Here is an 18938-nt window from a genome sequence, read left to right on the forward strand (position 1 = left end):
GCGCAAGGCGATCACTGCATCTGCGCGCACGGCAAACACGCGTGAGGTCGCTCGACCGATGGCTGACTGCCTGTGATCGTGGCGCCGTGCGTTCTGCCATTTTTGCGCCGTTGGCACGCCGCATTGCTGCATCGCCTGAGCGCAGATACAACAACGCCGGCACAAGGCCGGCGTTGTCGATCCATCAGGTTGCGAACCTGCCGCGTCAGAAGCCGCAGAAGCAGTACGCCAGCGACTTGACCGGGGTACCGCCCGCCTTGCTGTCGTGCACGGCGTCTTCGACAAAGCGCAACTGCGTGTCCACTTCCGGCAGCGAGCGCGCCAGCAGTGCGCGCGCCATGCCCGAGTCGCCCAGCATCCAGGCGCCCATGCGGCTGCCGGCAAATCCGCTCATGAACTGCGAGAACGGCGTCGCCGGCTTTTCCACATAGCGCACGCGGAACTTGCCGCGGCTCAACTTGGCGCGGTCGGCCGCATCGGCCACCGCTTCGGACATGCCGCCGAACGCGTCCACCAGGCCGTGCTGCCTGGCCTGCGCACCGCTCCACACGCGGCCGCGTGCGACCTTGTCGATGGCGTCCACAGACTGATGCCGCGCCTGCGCCACCTTGCCGGTGAAGTCGGCGTAGCCCTTGTTGATCACCGCCTGGATCACCTGGCCGGCGGCCGGGTCCAGCGGACGGGTGATGTCGAAGGCGCCGGCAAAGCGCGTGGTGCCCACGCCGTCGGTATGCACGCCGATCTTGTCCAGCGCGCGGGTCAGGTTGGGCACCATGCCGAAGATGCCGATCGAGCCACTGATGGTCGACGGGTCGGCATAGATGCGATCGGCGTTCATGCTGATCCAGTAACCGCCCGAGGCGGCCAGATCGCCCATCGACACCACCACCGGCTTGCCGGCCTGCTTGAGCGCGACCACCTCGCGACGGATCTGCTCGGAGGCGAACACTTCGCCGCCGGGCGAATCCACGCGCAGCACCACCGCCTTGACCTCGTCGTCGTCGCGCGCCTGGCGCAGCAACGCGGCGGTGGACTCGCCACCGATGCGGCCGGCCGGCTGCTCGCCACCGCTGATCTCGCCAGCGGCCACCACCACGGCCACCTGCGGACGGCTGTCCATCGGCGAACGCTGCGCCTGCAGCTGGCTCAGATAATCGTTGAAGCCGATGTTGCGAAAGCCGCTGTCGGCGTCGCTGTCGGCCACGCCGCGCTTGGTCAGCAGCGCATCGACGTCCTCGCGGGTCTTGAGCCCGTCGACCAGCTTCTGCTGCAGCGCGAACTTGGCCAGATCGCCACCGGCGGCGGCCACGCCCTCGGGCAGCGTGTCGATGCCGGCGGTCAGCTGCGCCGGGCTCAACTTGCGCGCCTTGCCGACATCGGCCAGGTAGCGCTGCCACACGTCGTTCATCCAGAACAGGTCCGCTTCCTTGGCGTCGGCCGAAGCGGCATCGAGAATGTACGGCTCGGCGGCGGACTTGTACTCGCCCACGCGGAACAGATGCACGTCCACGCCGAGCTTGTCCTGCAGGCCCTCGCGGAAATACTGGCGATAACGGCCAAGCCCTTCCAGCAGCACGCTGCCCATCGGGTCGAGATAGACCTCGTTGGCCTGTGCGGCCAGCAGGTACTGGCCCTGGCTCATGCTCTCGCTGAAGGCGACGATCTGCTTGCCGGAGGCGCGCAGCTTCTGCAACGCCGCGGCCACTTCGCGCTGCGAGGCGAAACCGGCGGGCTGAAACTTGTCCAGGTTCAACACCACCCGCTCGATCTTGCGGTCCTTGCCGGCGGCCTCGATCACCCGCACCAGGTCGCGCAGCTGCACTTCCTCGGCGCTCTTGTCACCGACCGCCTTGGCCAGCGACCGGCTCACCGGGTCGGCGCTGAACTGCTCGACCAGCGTGCCTTCGGGGTTGATCACCAGGGTGGTGCGCTCGGCCAGCGGCTTGCTGCCGTCGCCACGCGCGATCGCCACCACAAACAGCAGCAGCACCAGGAACAGGAAGCCGAAGAACACCAGGTTGAAGATCAGGCGCCGGGTGAAATTCATCACATCCCACAGGCCGACGAAGAAACTGGCGATGGGACTGCGATGCACGGGGTGGTTCATGGAAAACTCCGTCGAAAGACGCTGCATACAATTCAATGGTGTCCAGCATACCGGCTGCGCGGTGCGCGCGGCATGCGCTGGAAGTCAGGGGGCCGTGCCGGCAGTCAGCCGCCGGCTGGTCTGCCGGAAGCGCAAGCCCATCAGGACCGACGCCACGGTCAGACCCAGAATCAGGCCGATCCACATGCCTTGCGGCCCCCAGCCCAGCCCCAGGCCGAGCCCGGCGCCGATCGGCATGCCGACACCCCAGTACGAGAACATCGCCAGGAACATCGGCACACGGGTGTCCTTGAGCCCACGCAGCGCGCCGCTGGAAAGCACCTGGATGCCGTCGGGAAACTGGAACGTGGCGGCAAATAGCAGCAGCACCGAGGCCAGCGCGGCCACCGCCACATCGTCGGTATACACGCTCACGATGGCATCGTGGCCCAGCAATAGCACGCTGGCCGACAGCGCCTGGGTGCCCAGCACGATGGCGTAACCGGCCCAGGCCGCGCGCCGCATGCCGAGCGGATCGCCGCGCCCGACCGCATGCCCGACCCGCACGGTGGTCGCCTCGGCCACGCCCATCGGAATCATGAAACACAGCTGCGCGACGTTGATCGCAATCTGGTGCGCGGCCGCTTCGGTGGAGCCGAGCCGGCCGATCAGCAAGGCAGTGACGATGAACAGGCCGCCCTCCATCAGCACGGTGATGCCGATCGGCAGACCGGTGCGCAACAGATCGCCGATCGCACGCCAGCGCGGGCCTTCGAAATGGGCGAACAACTGCAGGTGCGCAAACCGGCGCGAGCGCCACAGATACAGCGCAAACACGCTGGCCTGCACCCACATGGTGACCGCCGAGGCCATGCCCAGGCCCTGCGCACCGTGCTCGGCAAAGCCGAACTTGCCATAGGTCAGCGCATAACCCAGCGGCGCCAGCACCAGCAGGCCGCCAAAGCCCAGCAGCATGGTCGGCAGGGTCCAGTGCATGCCCTCGCTGAGATAGCGCATGCAGAAGTAGAACGTCAGCGCCGGCCCGCCCCAGCGCACCGCGTGCAGGAAGTCGGTCGCGCCCGGCACGATGTCCGGCGCAATCCCGAAGGTGGGCAACAGCGGCGGCACCGCACTGAGGAACGCGAACATCACCGCGCCCAGTCCCAGCGACAACCACAGGGCCTGGCGGAACAGCGGGCCGATCTCGCGCTCGCGGCCGGCGCCGCGCAGCTGCGAGACCGAGGCGGTCAACGAGATCAGCGTGCCGATCGGCACCAGCATCGGCAGCCACAGCAGCGAGGTGCCGATGGTGACCGCCGCCAGCGTGGCGGTGCCGTGGTGACCGGCGATGACGTTATCGACAAACCCGATCAGGCCGGTGGAGACGTGACCGAGTACCAGCGGCAATGCGAGCAGGCCGGTGGTGCGCACTTCCGCGCCGAAACGCGGCGTCGCGGAGGTGGGTACAGGAGAGACAGACATGACAACCGATCGCTGCGCGGACTACGGCCGTGCCGGGAGGCGCTGGCACCGGGTCGCGTGGGGCCGCTATCTTACCCGCACTTGCGACACGGGCAGCGGCAAGGCGCAAGCCGGGAGATGCGCGGCGGCGAGCGGCCGGCGTGGCTGGTCAGCGGAACGGGATGCCCGGGCTTCAGCGCGGTCCGTGTCCTTCGTGACGCCCGCCGCTTCGCGCACGCATCGTCGAAGGCGGCAGACCTGCATGCTCTCCGCTCGGTGTCCGGCCCGACTGCCCGGTATCGAGGACGAGCAGCGAGCACGCGTGGAGACGACGCCGGCGCAGGGGGCTGCAGCGGCGCAGTCCCGCCGCTGTCGGTCAGCGCGCCAGCTGGCGCTTCAACCAGGCGCTGCGCGTTGCCGGCGCCTGCGCAAGCAGGGCATCGCGCAAGCCATCGCGCTCCTGAGGCGGGGTGCGTTGTGCCAGCATCGCCAGCTGTTCCAGCTGCCCGGCGTCCAGGCTGCGCAACGCCGCCAGCAGCGTATCGCGTTGCGCTGGCGGCACGTAGCCGATCAGGGGCTGCAACTGCGGATAGAACGCGCCCAGCTGCGAGCCCAGGCGCCAGCCATCGCGGTGCAGGCGATCCATCGCGGTGAACTGCGTGCGCAGCGCGCGCTGCTGGTCGTCGGGCAAGCCATGCAGACGCTCGCGTGCCTGCCGCAATACCACCCGGTCGGTGGCGGTGAGCCCTTTCCAGGCCGCATAACGGGCGCGCAGCTCGGCCCGCTGGGCCGGCGTCAATGCGTCCCAGCGCGCGCGCTGCTGCGCGGCGCTCGGAGTTGCGGCAGTGGCGGCGGCGGGCGTCGGCATGCCGGCAGGCGCAGTCGCGTTGCCTTCCTCCAGCGGCGCCGGCAGGGTCTGCGCAGCGGCCATGCCGACAACCGCCAGCGCCAGCAGGCCGCACCACTTAATTGTCGTCATCGACGGTCTCCAGGGTGGCGGCAGGCTGGTCGGCGGCGGTGGCATGCGCGCCGGATTCGTCGGCCGGCACCGGATGGCCGGCCGCATACCAGGCGTAGAAATCGGCCGAACGCGCCAGTTCCAGGTCCGGGTCGGCCAGCATCGCCTGGTCGCGCGGATCCAGGCCGGGGTTTGCCACCGCCTCCGGCAAGTCGGCGGCGGGAAGGTCTTCCACCAGCACCGGCGCGGCATCGGTGACGTGCAGCACGCCGGCCGGGGCCTGCGAGACCGGCTCGGGCGGCAGGGCCGGGCGGCGATGCGTCCACCACCAGCCCAGCGCCGCAAGCAGCAGCGCCAACGCCAGCACGGCCAGCACGAGACCGGCGTGGCGGCGGTCGATCCGCGGCCACTGCCACTGGCGTGCAGGACGGCGGCGCGGCGCGGCCGGGCGGCGCGCTTCGGCGGCGGCCGCAGGCGCGGCCGCGACAGGCTGCAGCGGCATGCCGGCCAGGGCCGACTCGCGGAGCTGTGCCAGCCGGCTGACCTGCGCCGGGCTGAGCTCGCGCAACTCCTGCTGCGCCGCCTCGGCCAGTGCCCGCCAGGCCTGCGCATCCGGGTTGCCGGCCGCATCGCGCGGGCAGGCACGGGCCAGCGACTGCCGATAGGCCGCCACCTCGATGCCTTGCACCTCGCTGGCAGGCTCTTCTTCCAGCCCGGCCACGATACGCAGCAGCAGCGCCAGCCGGTCGCTGGTCTGCATCCGCCCCAGTGCGGTGAACGGCGGCAGCCAGGTCCCCGGCATGGGCTCGCGCCGCAGCGGCGGTGCCGTTGCCAGCAGGCTCCAGAAGCGCATCGGCCAGCCGGCCATCGGGCGACCCGCCGCCTGGCTGCTGAATGCACGCAACGCCGCCGCCAAGGCCCGCTCGGCCGCCGCGCCATCGCCGCATTGCAGTTGTGCGAGCACCAGACCCCGGCGTTCGACACCGCGCAGGAAAGCAGACAGCGCGGCAGGGGTGACGGGGGCGTCGGGGACTACGGTCATGGGAACTCCAGCATCGGCCGGCATGATACCGACGCAATCGGCCCCCGCCGATGGCTTGACAGATCGACCCGGCTGCGCTGCGTCCCGTTGCCATCGACTGCCGTCACCTGCGCAGGTTGTGCACAGCGGCAGACATACCGATACGCGGGCGTCTGTCAACTGTTGATTTTTCTTTGTTGCATTCGTGTTTCACGCCTAAGTGATTGATCCTTATCGCTTTAAGCCGATTGGTGAAAAAATGTCCAACAGGTTGCAGAGGCTAGTGAATCCGCCTTCACAGCGTGGAGCACGAGACTAATTCACAGGCTTATCCACAGGCAGTGTGGATAAACCCGTTTCCCTAGCCCTCACATAGGTTTACGTCGGATTTATCACTTCCGTCACACAAACGCGTCGTAAGCCGAAGCACCGATTCGGAGACGACCGAGCGGCGTCTGCCGGGTACTGGACAGGGTCGGTAGACTGACCGGATGTCTTCGACCGTCGCCACCCTGCGCGTCGCCCTGCCGGTGCCGCTGCCCCAACTGTTCGACTATCTGCCTCCGGCCGACGCGCCGCTGACCGACCCGGCGCGGGTCGGCTGCCGGGTGCGGGTGCCGTTCGGGCCGCGCGAGCTGGTCGGGGTGGTGGTGGAGATCGGCCAGTTGGCCTCCGCCGAAGCACTGCGCCCGGCGCTGGCCTGGTGCGACGACGCCCCGCTGCTGGTCGAGGAGCTGGCCCGTTCGCTGCAGTGGCTGGCGCGCTACACCCACGCCCCGCTGGGCGAGGCCCAGTCCAGCGCCCTGCCAGGCCCGCTACGCCGCGGCGAGCCGCTGGCCGACACCCATGCCTGGGCCTGGCAGCTCACCGAGGCCGGGCGCACCGGCGCCGCCAGCCTGCGCGCCGGCAGCCGCCCCGCCTTGCTGGCCGCCCTGCTGCTGACCGGTGCGCTGGGCGAAGAACAGCTGGACCCCTTGCTGCCGCAGTGGCGCGAGGCCGCACGCAGCCTGGCCAAGCGCGGCCATGTCGAGCGCGTGGCGGTGCCGGCCGACAGCATCCCGCCCCGCCCCGGCAGCGGCCCGCAGCTCAACGACGAACAGCAGGCCGCCGCCGACGCCATCCGTGCGCAAAGTGGTTTTGCCACCTATCTGCTCGATGGCGTCACCGGCAGTGGCAAGACCGAGGTCTACCTGCAGGCGATCGCCGACTGCCTGGCGGCCGGCCGCCAGGCGCTGGTGCTGGTGCCGGAGATCGGCCTGACCCCGCAGACCCTGGGCCGCTTCCGCGCCCGCCTGGGCGTGCCGGTGCACGCGCTGCATTCGGGGCTGTCCGATGGCGAACGGGCGCGGGTATGGGCGGCGGCCTGGCGTGGCGAAGCCAAGCTGATCGTCGGCACGCGTTCGGCGGTGTTCACCCCGTTGCCGAATGCCGGGCTGATCGTGATCGACGAGGAACACGATGGCAGCTACAAGCAACAGGACGGCATCCGCTATCACGCCCGCGATTTCGCACTGGTGCGCGGCAAGGCGCTGGATGTGCCGGTGATCCTGGGCAGCGCCACGCCGTCGCTGGAAAGCCTGCACAACGCCTATTCCGGTCGCTACCGGCATCTGCGCCTGTCGCGCCGCGCCGGCGAGGCGCGTCCGCCGCGCGTGCGCGTGCTCGACGTGCGCAAGCGCCCGCTCAAGGACGGCCTGTCGCCGGAAGTGCTGGCCGGCATCGGCGCCACCCTGGCGCGCGGCGAGCAGGTACTGGTGTTCAAGAACCGCCGCGGCTATGCGCCGGTGCTGCTGTGCCACGACTGCGGCTGGACTGCCGCCTGCCAGCGCTGCAGCACGCCGCTGCACCAGACCCCGATGACCGTGCACGCCGGCGGGCGGCGCCTGCAATGCCATCACTGCGGCGCGCGCCAGCAGGCACCGCTGGCCTGCCCGGCCTGCGCCAGCCTGGCGCTGCAGCCGCAAGGCATCGGCACCGAGCGGCTGGAAGAACGCCTGACCGAAGCGTTCCCGGAGTTTCCGGTGGTGCGCATCGACCGCAGCACCACCCAGCGCCGCGACGCGCTGGAGACCCAGCTGGCGCGCCTGGGCAGCGAGGCCGGCATCCTGGTCGGCACCCAGATCCTGGCCAAGGGCCACGATCTGCCACGGCTGACCATGGTGGTGGTGGTCGGCATCGACGAAGGCTTGTTCTCGGCCGACTTCCGTGCCGCCGAAAAGCTCTCCCAGCAGCTGATCCAGGTGGCCGGACGCGCCGGGCGCGCCGACCGCCCCGGCGAGGTCTGGCTGCAGACCCATCACCCCGAACATCCCCTGCTGCAGACCCTGGTCAACGGCGGCTACCACGCCTTCGCCGATGCCGAATTGCAGCAGCGCGAGGCCGCGGGATTTCCGCCGTTCGCGCATCTGGCGCTGTTCCGCGCCGAGGCCAAGGACGTGGCCGCGGCCAACCAGTTCCTGATGGCGGTGCGCGGCCTGACCACGGCAGACAGCACCGCACAATCGCCTGCGTTTGCCGCAGTGGAGTGCTACGGCCCGATGCCGGCACCGATGCCACGTCGCGCCGGTTTCCAGCGCACCCAGTTGCTGTTGTCCGCGCAACAGCGCTCGGCGCTGCATCGTCTGCTGGATGCGCAACTGCCTGCGATCTATGCGTTGCCGCAGGCGCGGCGCGTACGCTGGTCGCTGGATGTGGATCCGATCGATCTGTATTAGGGCGGGCGTATCGCACGCGGGGCTGCAGCCAGACCACCGTGTACCCAGCTTGCGTAGGAGCGCACCTGGGCGCGATGTGGCGTTACCGGGAATGCCCTCGCGCCCGGGTGCGCTCCTACAACACCGCGAGCGAACAGGCCACAAGTGTCCTCACGTTTTTGTAGGAGCGCGCTTGCGCGCGATGGGGCGTTACCGGGAATGCCCTCGCGCACAAGTGCGCTCCTACAGAGAACGCGGGCTATTTGGCCGCGCGATGTACGAGGCGCATGTCCTTGCAGCAACGTGCCGTGTCGGCAGCGCGTGCGGTGTCTGCCATGGGCCATGTTGGCCTGAGCGGAAACGCGAAACTCAGGTCAGCGCGGTCATCACGCCACGCTGGTACGCAGGCCGTGCGCGCAGGCGCTGGTACCACGCCTGCAGATGTGGCAGCTCGGGCCGCTCGATCGGCATTTCGAACCAGGCGTAGATGAAGCTGCCCAGCGGAATATCACCCATCGCAAATTGCGCGCCGGACAGATACGGCTGCTGCGCCAGGGCCGCATCCGCGCGTGCGAGCAGGTCGCCCGAGTGCGCCAGCGCCGCGGCGATGCGCGCAGGATCGCGCTCGGGTTCCGGTGTGCGCAGCACGCCCCAGAACAGGTCGCGAAACACGCCGGCAAACGTCGAGGTGGTCCAGTCCATCCAGCGATCGCCCAGCGCGCGTTCGGCCGGTGCCTGCGGATACAGGGCCGGCGCATATTGCGCGGCCAGGTAGCGCACGATCGCATTGGACTCCCACAGCACCAACTCACCATCCTGCATCGTCGGCACCAGACCGTTGGGATTCAACGCGCGATACCCGGGCGTGTCGTTACGACCAAACGCACCACCGACTTCGATCGAGGTATAGGGCACCCCGGCTTCTTCGGCGCACCACAGCACCTTGCGCACATTGCTGGAATTGCGCCGCCCCCATAGCGTGATCGAGGCGTTTCCTGCCGCCGATTGCATTGCAGCGTCAGCCATCGTCATTTCCCTGCTGGCGGTTTGGGCGTCGCGCGCGCCGGACGCTTCGCGGTGGACGCCTGCGTGGCGACGGCGGCCGCTGGCTGCGCTGCTTTCGCCCGCCCGCCCTTGGGCGCATCGCGCACCCACAGGGCCTGCTCGTCCTGCTTGATCTCGAACAGGCCGATCGCACGCACCAGGTCGCTGAGTTTGCGATAACCGTAGTTGCGTGGGTCGAACGAGGCCTGGTTGGCCACCTGCTTGCCCACCGCGCCCAGATGCGCCCAGCCATCGTCTTCGCAGGCACTGTCGATCGCATTGCGCAGCATCTGCACCAGCCGGGTGTCGCCGCGCAGCGCGGTGGCATCCTTGCGGCCGGCGGCGGTGTCGCTGGCGGCTGCCGCCTGCTCGCCCAGCGCTTCGACATAGGTGAACTTGGAACAGGCATTGACGAACGGCGCCGGGGTTTTCTTCTCGCCAAAGCCATACACCTTCATGCCATCGGTGAGCAGACGCATCACCAGCGGAGTGAAATCCGCATCGCTGGAAACGATCGCAAAGCCATCCAGATTGCGTGCATACAACAGGTCCATCGCATCGATCACCATCGCCATGTCCGAGGCGTTCTTGCCCGAGCTGTAGGCAAATTGCTGGATCGGCCGGATCGCGTATTCGTGCAGCGCCGCTTCCCAGCTCTTCAGGTGCGGACTCTTCCAGTTGCCGTAGGCGCGGCGCACGTTGGCCACGCCATAGCGCGCCACTTCGGCCAGCACCACGTCGATCTTGCCGGCCGGCGCGTTGTCGGCATCGATCAGCAAGGCGATGCGTTTGTCGGGATTGTCGATCATGGTCATTCCTCGAAGGTGTCGGCAGAGTCGGTGTCGATTTCGGTGTCGGCCGCATCGGCCGACGGCAGCGTGTACTGGCTGCCATCGTGCATGGTCAACACGCCATCGCTCAGGATCTCGCGCTCGGAGCCGCCGCTGACCCAGGTGGCATGCACGCGGCCGCGGCCGCGATCGCCTTCCACCGTGAACACGAAATCGTCGTCGCCCGGCGCCAGACCGGTGCGCACCAGATCCACCCGCATCGTGTGGATCTGGCCGATCTGTTCCTGCACCACCGCATCGCCCTGCAGCGCGGCGCGTGCCTGGTCGGCAAACAGCGACCAGCCGAACACGATCAGCCAGCCGAGCGCGCCCAGCACCAGCATGCCGAACAGCACCACGCAGGCCGCCAGCCCGATCAGGCCGAGTGTGACGCCGCTGAGTTTCTGTCCGGGCGCACGCGCGGCAGCCGGTGCCATCGCCGGAGAAGCGGATGGCGGTGGCGACAGCGGCGGCAACGGCGGCGGTAGTGACGGCATGCGGTCATCAGGTGGATGAGATGCGACATGATGCCGCAGGCAGGCTGGATCCAGGCGGCATGTTCATTACCGATGCGGCATGCTGATGAGCCCGCGTCGCAATCCATCGGACCTTACGATGACTTCTTCCCCCTCCCAAGCTCCGCTGCACCTGGTTGTGGTTGGCGGCGGTTTCGCCGGCTTATGGGCCACCCGCGCGCTCGACGATCCCGGCATCCGCATCACCCTGATCGACCGCCAGAACCATCACCTGTTCCAGCCGCTGCTGTACCAGGTCGCCACCGCCGGCCTGTCGGCACCGGATATCGCCGCGCCGCTGCGCCACATCCTGCGCGAGCAGCGCAATGTCGAAGTGCTGCTCGGCGACGTCGCCGAAATCGCACCGGCCCGCCGTGAGGTGGTGCTCGCCGACGGCAGCACGCTCGGCTACGACATGTTGCTGCTGGCCACCGGCGCCACCCATGCCTACTTCGGCAACGATCAATGGGCCGAGCATGCGCCCGGCCTGAAGACGCTGTACGACGCGCTGGTGCTGCGGCGCAAGTTGCTGCTCGCCTTCGAACGCGCCGAGGCAGAGTCCGACCCGGCCGCACGCGCAGCCTGGCTGAGTTTTGCCGTGGTCGGCGGCGGCCCGACCGGCGTCGAGCTGGCCGGCACGCTGGCCGAGATCGCCCGCCACACGCTCAAGAACGAATTCCGCCATATCGACCCGCAGCAGGCGCGCGTGCGCCTGGTCGAAGCCGGCCCGCGCGTGCTGCCCTCGTTCCCGGACGATCTCACCGCCAAGGCGCGCAAGCAGCTCGAGCGCCTGGGCGTGGAGGTGCACACCGGCACGCCGGTCACCCACATCGATGCGCTGGGCTATCAGCTCGGCGACACCTTCGTGCCTGCACGCACCGTGGTGTGGGCCGCCGGCGTGGCGGCATCGCCGCTGGCGCGCACGCTGGGCGTGCCGCTGGATCGTGCCGGCCGCGTGCTGGTGGAGCCGGACCTGAGCGTACCCGGTCACCCGGAGATCTTCGTCGGCGGCGACCTGGCCTCGGTGCAGCAGGACGGCCGCCCGGTACCGGGCGTGGCACCGGCGGCAAAGCAGATGGGCAAGCACATCGCCAAGGCGATCCGCGCCCGCCACCGCGGCCAGCCTGCACCAGCCTTCCGTTACCAGGACTACGGCAACCTGGCCACGATCGGCCGCATGGCCGCCATCGTGCATGTCGGCAAGCTCAAGCTCTCCGGCATCGTGGCCTGGTGGTTCTGGCTGGCCGCGCACGTGTACTTCCTGATCGGTTTCCGCAACCGGTTCGTGGTGCTGGTGAACTGGGCGATGGCGTACTGGAGCTACCAGCGCGCCGCGCGCATCATCTTCGGCGGTGCCACCGACGACCCGCCGCCCAGCAGCAAGGACGGATGACAGCGGCGCAGGCCGTGCGCGATGCTGTGCGGCCTGATGCGACGGTCTGATCGTGACCACTCTCCTGTTCCTGCTGGATCTGCTCGGCACCTTCGTGTTCGCCCTCAGCGGCGCGACCGTGGCGGTGCGCAATCGCCTGGATCTGTTCGGCGTACTGGTGCTGTCGTGCGCGGCGGCGGTGTCCGGCGGCATCGTGCGCGATGTGCTGATCGGCGCCACCCCGCCGGCCGCACTGGTGCATCCGCAGTACCTGCTGGTCGCCTGCCTGGCCGGCGTGGCCGGTTTCTACTGGCATGCGGCGGTGGAACGGCTGCGCAACCCGGTGCAGTTGTTCGACGCGGCCGGGTTGGCGCTGTTTGCGGTCTACGGCACCAGCAAGGCGCTCGATTACCAACTCAGCCCGCTCAGCGCGACCTTGCTCGGCATGCTCAGCGGCATCGGCGGCGGCATCGCGCGTGATCTGCTGGTGGCGCGGACGCCGGTGGTGCTGCAGGCCGAGCTGTATGCGGTCGCCGCGCTGGCCGGTGGCGGCCTGGTCGCGATCGGGCACATGCTCGCAGTGCCGCAGGCCTGGTCGCTGGCGACCGGCGCGCTGGTCTGTTTCGGGCTGCGTTTCATGGCCATCCGCTACGGCTGGCATCTGCCGGTGGCGCGCCTGCCGGAATAGCGCCGGCGGGCGCAGCGCGGTCGATCATCGGCGAACGACCACGACGAACCACCGCGCGTCGTCGGACTCGACGCAGCACAAGCAGCCCACATGCAAACGGCCCGGAAAACCGGGCCGTTTGTGCAACACCTGGGGCATGATCGAAGGATCAGGCCACGAACAGTGCCTTCATCTTCTTCAGCGCATTCGCCTCGATCTGGCGGATACGCTCGGCCGACACGCCATACTCGTCGGCCAGCTCCTGCAGCGTCACCTTGGAGTCGGAGTCCAGCCAGCGGCGCTTGACGATGTCGCGCGAGCGCGTGTCCAGGCCGGCCATGCCTTCGCGCAGCAACTGCAGCTGATTGTCCTCGCTGTCGTGACGCTCGTAGGCCTGCGACGGATCTTCATCGTTGGCCACCAGATAGCTCACCGGCGACGGCGGGCCGTGATCGTCGTCTTCGTCGGACGAGGCATCGAAGCCGATATCGCGACCGGACAGACGCGACTCCATCTCCATCACTTCGCGCTCGGAGACGTTCAGGTCCTTGGCGACCGCAGTCACCTCGGACGCGTTGAGCCAGCCCAGGCGGGTCTTGGACTTGCGCAGGTTGAAGAACAGCTTGCGCTGCGCCTTGGTCGTGGCGACCTTGACGATGCGCCAGTTCTTCAGGATGAACTCGTGCATCTCGGCACGGATCCAGTGCACTGCGAAGCTGACCAGGCGCACGCCCATTTCCGGGTCGAAGCGCTTGACCGCCTTCATCAAGCCGATGTTGCCTTCCTGGATCAGGTCGCCCAGCGGCAGGCCGTAGCCGTTGTAGCCGCGAGCGACGTGCACCACGAAGCGCAGGTGGGAATGGACCAGCTCGCGCGCGGCGTCCAGATCCAGCTCGTCACGGAAGCGACGGGCAAGATTCTGTTCCTCATCGACCGACAGCACCGGGATCTGGTGCACGGCACCGATGTAGGCGTCCAGCGAACCGAGCGCACTGGGAATCGGGAGATTGTTTGCCACTAGGGCAGTCGAGGTGATCTGGTTCATAGGGCACCATCTTAGCAGTCGAACTATTGGACTGCCGGGTACAGAAAGAGTTCCCAGCGTTCCATTTATAGGACGTTCGGGCTTTTGGTATCGCCGTCGTTCTACGGCGCAACTCCCGACTTCGAGCACCTACGCTACCACCGCCGCCCTGCGCAGACCGTGACAAAGCCGCCGCGAAACGGGCCGGCGCCGGTACCGTTCAGCCGCTGGCCGGAGTGGTGTCCAGCGCGTTGCGGGGCGGCAGCGACCAGTCGATCGGGCCCAGCCCGCGGCGCTGCAGGTGCTCGTTGGTCTTGGAGAAGTGCTGGCAGCCCAGAAAGCCGCGATGCGCCGACAACGGCGAGGGATGCGGGGCCTTGAACACGCGATGGCGCGCCTGGTCGATGACCTTGCCCTTGGACTGCGCGTAGCTGCCCCAGAGCAGGAACACCAGGCCTTCGCGCTCGCGGTTGAGGGTCTCCACCACATGGTCGGTGAAGCCTTCCCAGCCCTTGTTCTGGTGCGCGCCGGCACGGCCCTGCTCCACCGTCAGCACCGCATTGAGCAGCAGCACGCCCTGGCGCGCCCACGGCATCAGATAGCCATGGTCCGGACGCGCGATGCCCAGGTCGTCCTGGATCTCCTTGTAGATGTTGAGCAGCGACGGCGGCACCGGCACGCCGGGCAACACCGAAAAGCACAGCCCATGCGCCTGGCCTTCGCCGTGATACGGATCCTGGCCCAGGATCACCACCTTGACCTGCTCGAACGGGGTGGCGTCGAAGGCCGCAAAGATCTGCGGGCCCGGCGGGAACACCCGCGCCCCGGCCGCCTTGCGCTGGCGCAGGAATGCGGACAGCTCCTGCATTTCCGGGCGCAGCAACCAATCGCCCACCCGCGCCTTCCACGACGGTTCCAGCTGGATACGCGCTTCCACTTCAGCCACTTCGGTCATAGCGTGACAGCCTGGTCCTCAAGCCGTGCCAGGCGCAGCTGGAACAGCACCTTGGTCACCAGCAGACGTTCTTCGATGGGTTTCTGCACCAGGTCGTTGGCGCCGGCGCGCAGCAGCTCGGACTGGTTGCGCGGATTGGTGTCGCCGGTCATCACCAGCACCGGCAGGCGACGCTTGCCGTAGGCGAAGTCGATGCGGATGCGCTCGACCACGTCGCGGCCGTTGAGCTCGCCCTTCAGGGTCACATCGGTCAGCACCACGTCGATGCGGCGCTCGGTGCGGCCCAGCGATTCGGCGGTGAGCAGCGCAAAGGCATCCTCGGCGGTGAGCACATGCACCACCTTCAGGCTCTGCCGCTCGAGCATGCGCTTGGTCGCCTCGGCCACCACGCGGCTGTCCTCGATGTACAGCACGGTCGCGCCGACCACCGGCTCGGGCTGCACATAGCCGCGGATGAAGGTCGCCAGGGCTTCGTGGCCCAGCGCCTTGTCGAAATAATCGGTGACGTATTCGGTGAAGCGGCGCTCCACCAGATGCTGCTGCGCATCGCCGGAGACCACGATCACCGGCACATAGGCCTGGCCGGCCGCTTCGCGCACGCTGCGCGCCAGGGTCAGGCCATCGCCATCGGGCAATGACAGCGAGGTGGTGACCAGATCCACCGCACCGGCTTCCAGCGCCTGGCGCGCCTCGGCGATGCTGGAGCAGCCGATCACCTGCACGTTGGGCAGATCACGCTGCAACACATCGGCGATCAGCTTGCGCACCAGCTTGGAGCCATCGACCACCATCACACGCGGCGCGTCGCTGATCAGGTGCTTGAGATCCGGTGGATGCATGGCAGGCCTCAGGTCTCGGTGGGACGGGTCTGGCGAAGGAAATGGCCGGTGACCAGCCAGGCGCCCAGCCAGCCCAGGACCAGGGTGCCGACCAGCACCAGCGCAGAATGCAGCAGATCCAGCCCGTGCAGGGTAAAGGAGCTGCCGTAACTGTCGGCCAGGGTCGCCAACGGCGCGCGCAGCGCCAGCCCGGAGGCGGCGATCAGCGCGAGCGCCACAGCGCCGGCACCGAGCCCATACCAGGCCCCCAGGTACAGGAACGGACGCCGGATGAAGCCATCGCTGGCACCCAGCAACTGCAGCACGCCGATTTCCTCGCGCCGCGACTGGATGTCCAGCCGCACCGTATTACCGACCACCAGCACCGCGCCGACACCCAGCAGAGCCGACAGCACCTGCACCAGCCGCTCGCCGAAGTGCAGCCAGCCATCCAGGCGCTTGCGCCACAGCGCGTCGTGCTGCACCTGGTCGGCCTGCGGCAAGGCCTGCAGCGCGCCGGCCAGCTGCGCATCGTCGGCCGTCTCGCTGGGCGTGACGACCAACAGCGTCGGCAGCGGGTTGTCGCCCAGCGCATCGATCGCCTCGTCGAGCTTGGCGCTCTCGCGCAGCTCGGTCAGCCCCTGCGCCGGCGTGCGCAGCGTGACCTGGGCAACGTCCGGGCGGGCGCGCAGTTCGCCGGCCAGGGCCTGCGCGGCCTCGGCGCCGATCTCGACCTTCAGGAACAGGTTGATCTCGCGCGACTGTTGCACGCTGCCGGCCAGCAACTTGACGTTGTCCAGCGCGATCGACAGCCCCAGCGGCAAGGCCAGCGCCAGCGCCATCACCACGATGGTCAGCAAGGTGGCCCAGGGCTTGCGCATGGCACGGCCCAGGCTGAAGGCGATGCTGTGCAGATGATGGTCGATCCACACGCCGACCCGCGAAGGGGCGACGGCTTCGGTATTGGCGGGCTTGCTCATTCGGCCAGATCCTGCGGCGAGATGTCGTCGACCAGGCGGCCGTGATCCAGGATCAGCACGCGCTTGCGCATCTGCTTGAGCAGGGCCAGGTCATGGCTGACCACCAGCACGCTGGTGCCGCGCGCGGGCAGCTCGGCGAACAACTGCATGATTTCCGCAGCCAGAGCCGGATCCAGATTGCCGGTGGGCTCATCGGCCACCAGCAGGCGCGGTTCGCCGACGATGGCGCGGGCGATGCCCACGCGCTGCTGCTCGCCGGCCGACAACTGCGACGGCAAGGCCCGCTCGCGATGGGCCAGCCCGATCCGCTCCAATGCCGAGCGCACGCGCTTGCCGATCTCCGCACGCCGGGTGCCGCGCAGGATCAGCGGTAACGCCACGTTCTCGGCGATGCTGCGGTCGTTGAGCAGGCGATGGTCCTGATAGACCGCACCCACCTGGCGACGGTGCAGCGGAATCTGCCGGCCGCGCACCTTGAGCAGGTTGCGTTCGCCCAGCAGCACCGCGCCCTGGCTGGGCCGCTCGCTGAGGTGGATCAATTTGAGCAGGGTGCTTTTGCCGGCGCCGGAGTGGCCGGTCACGAACAGCATCTCGCCATCGGCCACTTCGAAGCTGACATCGGTCAGCGCCTGGTGGCCACCGGCGTAGTGCTTGCTGACGTTGTCGAAACGCAGAACGGTCATCCAGCGATTATGCCGGAGCGCCAGCGCCTGCGTCGCATCGCCGGAGCCCGGCAATGCGACGCAGGCGCTGGCGATCAGTTGCCGGACACCAGCGAGCGCAGGCGACGGCCGATGCGGCTCAACAGCGACGGGCTGCCGGACGGCTTGGCGGCGCTGCGCACCGGCTTGGCGACCACCTGGGTGGGCTTGCGCGGTGCGGCAGGTGCGGCGACCGGTGTGGAGGCCACTGCCGGCTCGGCACCTTCGACCGGACGGCCGTTGCGACGACGGCGCCGCTTGCGTGGTGCGCGCTCGGCATCGGCCACGATGGTGGAAGGCGCCTCGACCGACGCCGCCGCAACCACCGGCGTTTCGGTCGGCGCTGCCGCTGCCGGGGCTTCGCCCTCCACACGCGGCTTGCGACGCGGACGCGGCTTGCCATCGGCACTGCCGCCGTCGCGGCGACCGCCGCCACTGCCGCTGCGCGATGCGCCACCCGAGCCGCTGCGACCACCGCCGCGGCGCTGCTCTTCGGCAGCACGCTGTTCGCGCGCCTCGCGGAAGATGGTGCCCACGCTGTCGCCAGCATCCTCGTCGGCCTCTTCGCCTTCCACCGGTACACGCGCGGTGCGCGGCAGCGGCGTCAGCAGCTCGGAGGTCACCGGCTCGACCGGGATCTTCTGCTCGATATAGGCCTCGATGTCCGGCAGGCTCATCGCATAGCGCTCGCAGGCGAAGCTGATCGCATCGCCCTCTTCGCCCAGCCGCGCGGTACGGCCGATACGGTGCACGTAGTCTTCCGCATCGAACGGCAGGTCGTAGTTGTAGACGTACTTGACGCCGTCGATGTGCAGGCCGCGCGCGGCCACGTCGGTGGCGACCAGGATTTCGAGCTGGCCCTTCTGGAAGCGGTTGAGCAGCGACTCGCGCTTCTTCTGCGGCACGTCGCCCGACAGCACGCCGACCCGGTAGCCATGCCGCTCCAGCGTGCGCGCCACGCGCTCGACGAACGCCTTGGTATTGACGAACACCATGGTGCGCGCGCCTTCGCTGCGCGACAGCAGGCCCAGCAGCAGCGTCTGCTTCTCTTCGTCGGACGGGAAATAGATGCGCTGGCGCACCCGTGCGGCGGTGATGCTCTCGGTTTCGACGACCAGCTTTTCCGGCTCGTTCATGTGCTCGTAGGCGAGCTCGAGCACGCGGTGGCTGAGCGTGGCCGAGAACAGCAGGGTCTGGCGGGTGCCGCGCTCGGGCATGCGCCGCAGCAGGAAGCGGATGTCCTTGATGAAGCCCAGGTCGAACATGCGGTCGGCTTCGTCCAGCACGCAGATCTCGCAGGCATGCAGCGAGACCACCTTGTGCTGCTTGACGTAGTCGATCAGCCGGCCCGGGGTGGCGATGATCACGTCCACGCCCTGCTGCAGCAGCTCGCGCTGCTTGTCATAGTCCACCCCGCCGTAGACCAGCGCAAAGCGCAGGCCCAGGTCGGCGCCGAACTTGACCGCATCCTTGTGGATCTGGATCGCCAGCTCGCGGGTCGGCGCCAGGATCAGCGCGCGCGGGTCTTCCGGCTTGCGGTCGGCCAGCGCCGGGCGGATCAGCAGGCGGTTCATCACCGCCACCAGGAACGCCAGGGTCTTGCCGGTGCCGGTCTGGGCCTGTCCGGCGACGTCGCCGCCCGGCAGCGCGACCGGCAGGGTCAGCGCCTGGATCGGGGTACAGCGGGTAAACCCGGCGCTCTCCAGCCCGGCGATCAGCGCCGGATGCAGGTCGAACGTGGAAAAAGTCAAATCGGTCAGCGGTTTGTCGCTCATTATTCCGTCTTCGTGAGGCGCCCTGGGCAGCCCGGGCG

At 68.6% G+C, this 18938-nt stretch carries 16 protein-coding genes; 3 read left to right on the plus strand and 13 right to left on the minus strand.

Annotated features, from left to right (window positions below):
• Positions 1 to 205: 205 nt before the first annotated feature.
• The 4 genes from sppA to AC06DU_RS18530 form a co-directional block, all read right to left on the minus strand.
• The gene (gene sppA, locus AC06DU_RS18515) at positions 206 to 2107 is read right to left on the minus strand and encodes a signal peptide peptidase SppA (protein WP_024938535.1); all 1902 of its coding nucleotides are present in this window, start codon (positions 2105 to 2107) and stop codon (positions 206 to 208) included.
• Between the two features lie 84 nt (positions 2108 to 2191).
• The gene (locus AC06DU_RS18520; protein ID WP_054591083.1) at positions 2192 to 3568 is read right to left on the minus strand and encodes an MATE family efflux transporter; all 1377 of its coding nucleotides are present in this window, start codon (positions 3566 to 3568) and stop codon (positions 2192 to 2194) included.
• A gap of 355 nt (positions 3569 to 3923) precedes the next feature.
• Positions 3924 to 4526 (minus strand): DUF3106 domain-containing protein, encoded by a 603-nt coding sequence (locus tag AC06DU_RS18525; RefSeq protein ID WP_039515368.1) that lies wholly within the window; start codon positions 4524 to 4526, stop codon positions 3924 to 3926.
• Entirely contained in the window at positions 4513 to 5547 is a 1035-nt protein-coding gene (locus tag AC06DU_RS18530) for a hypothetical protein (RefSeq protein WP_054591081.1), read from the minus strand. The genes AC06DU_RS18525 and AC06DU_RS18530 overlap by 14 nt, the downstream gene beginning before the upstream one ends.
• 470 nt (positions 5548 to 6017) lie before the next feature.
• Here AC06DU_RS18530 and AC06DU_RS18535 point away from each other — a divergent pair, with 470 nt between their 5' ends.
• The gene (locus tag AC06DU_RS18535; protein WP_478202997.1) at positions 6018 to 8240 is read left to right on the plus strand and encodes a primosomal protein N'; all 2223 of its coding nucleotides are present in this window, start codon (positions 6018 to 6020) and stop codon (positions 8238 to 8240) included.
• Positions 8241 to 8588: 348 nt separating this feature from the next.
• On the opposite strand, the gene AC06DU_RS18540 is transcribed toward AC06DU_RS18535, so the two are convergent.
• Genes AC06DU_RS18540 through AC06DU_RS18550 form a run of 3 tightly spaced genes read right to left on the minus strand, consistent with a single transcriptional unit; the run spans position 8589 to position 10590 of the window.
• A complete protein-coding gene (locus AC06DU_RS18540; RefSeq protein WP_425519470.1) occupies positions 8589 to 9251 on the minus strand; it encodes a glutathione S-transferase family protein in 663 nt (220 codons plus the stop codon).
• The gene (locus AC06DU_RS18545; RefSeq protein ID WP_024938888.1) at positions 9248 to 10078 is read right to left on the minus strand and encodes an NYN domain-containing protein; all 831 of its coding nucleotides are present in this window, start codon (positions 10076 to 10078) and stop codon (positions 9248 to 9250) included. The genes AC06DU_RS18540 and AC06DU_RS18545 overlap by 4 nt, the downstream gene beginning before the upstream one ends.
• Complete coding sequence (locus AC06DU_RS18550) at positions 10075 to 10590, minus strand: hypothetical protein (RefSeq protein ID WP_184519280.1); 516 nt, start codon at positions 10588 to 10590, stop codon at positions 10075 to 10077. The genes AC06DU_RS18545 and AC06DU_RS18550 overlap by 4 nt, the downstream gene beginning before the upstream one ends.
• A 118-nt stretch (positions 10591 to 10708) precedes the next feature.
• Between AC06DU_RS18550 and AC06DU_RS18555 the strand changes: the two genes are divergently transcribed.
• The gene (locus AC06DU_RS18555) at positions 10709 to 12001 is read left to right on the plus strand and encodes an NAD(P)/FAD-dependent oxidoreductase (RefSeq protein WP_026064621.1); all 1293 of its coding nucleotides are present in this window, start codon (positions 10709 to 10711) and stop codon (positions 11999 to 12001) included.
• 52 nt (positions 12002 to 12053) lie between these two features.
• Positions 12054 to 12668 (plus strand): trimeric intracellular cation channel family protein, encoded by a 615-nt coding sequence (locus tag AC06DU_RS18560; RefSeq protein WP_016903683.1) that lies wholly within the window; start codon positions 12054 to 12056, stop codon positions 12666 to 12668.
• 148 nt (positions 12669 to 12816) lie between these two features.
• On the opposite strand, the gene rpoH is transcribed toward AC06DU_RS18560, so the two are convergent.
• The 6 genes from rpoH to rhlB all read right to left on the minus strand — a co-directional run bounded on the left by rpoH (position 12817) and on the right by rhlB (position 18900).
• On the minus strand, positions 12817 to 13692 hold the full coding sequence (gene rpoH, locus AC06DU_RS18565) for an RNA polymerase sigma factor RpoH (protein ID WP_024938885.1): 876 nt from the start codon (positions 13690 to 13692) through the stop codon (positions 12817 to 12819).
• A 199-nt stretch (positions 13693 to 13891) separates the two neighbouring features.
• On the minus strand, positions 13892 to 14617 hold the full coding sequence (gene ung, locus AC06DU_RS18570) for a uracil-DNA glycosylase (protein WP_054591102.1): 726 nt from the start codon (positions 14615 to 14617) through the stop codon (positions 13892 to 13894).
• 5 nt (positions 14618 to 14622) lie between these two features.
• Entirely contained in the window at positions 14623 to 15465 is an 843-nt protein-coding gene (locus tag AC06DU_RS18575; protein WP_016903686.1) for a response regulator, read from the minus strand.
• Between the two features lie 8 nt (positions 15466 to 15473).
• Positions 15474 to 16424 (minus strand): permease-like cell division protein FtsX, encoded by a 951-nt coding sequence (gene ftsX / locus AC06DU_RS18580; RefSeq protein ID WP_104541799.1) that lies wholly within the window; start codon positions 16422 to 16424, stop codon positions 15474 to 15476.
• Complete coding sequence (gene ftsE, locus AC06DU_RS18585; protein WP_016903688.1) at positions 16421 to 17107, minus strand: cell division ATP-binding protein FtsE; 687 nt, start codon at positions 17105 to 17107, stop codon at positions 16421 to 16423. The genes ftsX and ftsE overlap by 4 nt, the downstream gene beginning before the upstream one ends.
• A gap of 74 nt (positions 17108 to 17181) precedes the next feature.
• Positions 17182 to 18900, minus strand: coding sequence for an ATP-dependent RNA helicase RhlB (rhlB, locus tag AC06DU_RS18590; RefSeq protein ID WP_184231291.1), 1719 nt, complete (start codon positions 18898 to 18900; stop codon positions 17182 to 17184).
• Between the last annotated feature and the right edge of the window lie 38 nt (positions 18901 to 18938).

Source organism: Xanthomonas sp. NCPPB 3200, assembly GCF_056393585.1.

Coding starts and splice junctions, on each gene's coding strand:
- sppA (WP_024938535.1), bottom strand. CDS start 2,107: ATGAACCACCCCGTGCATCGCAGTCCCATCGCCAGTTTCTTCGTCGGC.
- AC06DU_RS18520 (WP_054591083.1), bottom strand. CDS start 3,568: ATGTCTGTCTCTCCTGTACCCACCTCCGCGACGCCGCGTTTCGGCGCG.
- AC06DU_RS18525 (WP_039515368.1), bottom strand. CDS start 4,526: ATGACGACAATTAAGTGGTGCGGCCTGCTGGCGCTGGCGGTTGTCGGC.
- AC06DU_RS18530 (WP_054591081.1), bottom strand. CDS start 5,547: ATGACCGTAGTCCCCGACGCCCCCGTCACCCCTGCCGCGCTGTCTGCT.
- AC06DU_RS18535 (WP_478202997.1), top strand. CDS start 6,018: ATGTCTTCGACCGTCGCCACCCTGCGCGTCGCCCTGCCGGTGCCGCTG.
- AC06DU_RS18540 (WP_425519470.1), bottom strand. CDS start 9,251: ATGACGATGGCTGACGCTGCAATGCAATCGGCGGCAGGAAACGCCTCG.
- AC06DU_RS18545 (WP_024938888.1), bottom strand. CDS start 10,078: ATGACCATGATCGACAATCCCGACAAACGCATCGCCTTGCTGATCGAT.
- AC06DU_RS18550 (WP_184519280.1), bottom strand. CDS start 10,590: ATGCCGTCACTACCGCCGCCGTTGCCGCCGCTGTCGCCACCGCCATCC.
- AC06DU_RS18555 (WP_026064621.1), top strand. CDS start 10,709: ATGACTTCTTCCCCCTCCCAAGCTCCGCTGCACCTGGTTGTGGTTGGC.
- rpoH (WP_024938885.1), bottom strand. CDS start 13,692: ATGAACCAGATCACCTCGACTGCCCTAGTGGCAAACAATCTCCCGATT.
- AC06DU_RS18575 (WP_016903686.1), bottom strand. CDS start 15,465: ATGCATCCACCGGATCTCAAGCACCTGATCAGCGACGCGCCGCGTGTG.
- ftsX (WP_104541799.1), bottom strand. CDS start 16,424: ATGAGCAAGCCCGCCAATACCGAAGCCGTCGCCCCTTCGCGGGTCGGC.
- ftsE (WP_016903688.1), bottom strand. CDS start 17,107: ATGACCGTTCTGCGTTTCGACAACGTCAGCAAGCACTACGCCGGTGGC.
- rhlB (WP_184231291.1), bottom strand. CDS start 18,900: ATGAGCGACAAACCGCTGACCGATTTGACTTTTTCCACGTTCGACCTG.